Source organism: Protofrankia sp. CiP1_Cm_nod2 (assembly GCF_920664355.1).
Classification (GTDB): Bacteria; Actinomycetota; Actinomycetes; order Frankiales; family Frankiaceae; genus Protofrankia.
This window is the reverse complement of record NZ_CAKKTL010000166.1, coordinates 1-476: the sequence shown is the minus strand read 5'-3', so window position 1 is coordinate 476 and position 476 is coordinate 1. Positions and strand designations below refer to the sequence as shown.

The window sequence follows — 476 nt, the reverse complement described above, 5'->3', positions numbered from 1 at the left end:
CGCGGTCGCGGTGGTCGGTGGCGTCGTGGGGGTGGTGGCCGGTGGTGGCGTACCAGCAGAGGGTCACTGTCTGGCAGGCGAGGCCGAACGGGATGGTGCGTTCGACGGCGTGGGCGGTGCGGTTGTGGGCCTGACCGACCCCGAAGATCTGCTTGGCGTCTTCGATCATGACTTCGACCGACCAGCGGGCGGCGTACCGCTCGACGATGTGGGCGGGTTTGGTCAGGGTGTCGGTGGTGACCAGCGCCAGGTCGTAGGTGCCGGCGCGGCCGGTGTGTTCGCGTACGAGGACGACGGTGACGGGGCGGGGGCCGAACACGCCGTACCACAGGCAGCGGATCGCTGCGGCGTGCACGGTGGTGGTGTGGCCGTAGCGGGTCACGGGGAGCGGGGTGAACGTCGCGGTGGCGGCGAGTTGGGCCAGCGGGCCGAGCCGGTCGCCCTTGAGGCGGGGGCGGCCACGCCGGCCGGTCCGC

At 72.7% G+C, this 476-nt stretch carries 1 pseudogene; it reads right to left on the bottom strand.

The features are described from left to right. Nucleotides 1-476, bottom strand: a pseudogene (locus NBW84_RS17175) (hypothetical protein); the annotation flags it as partial.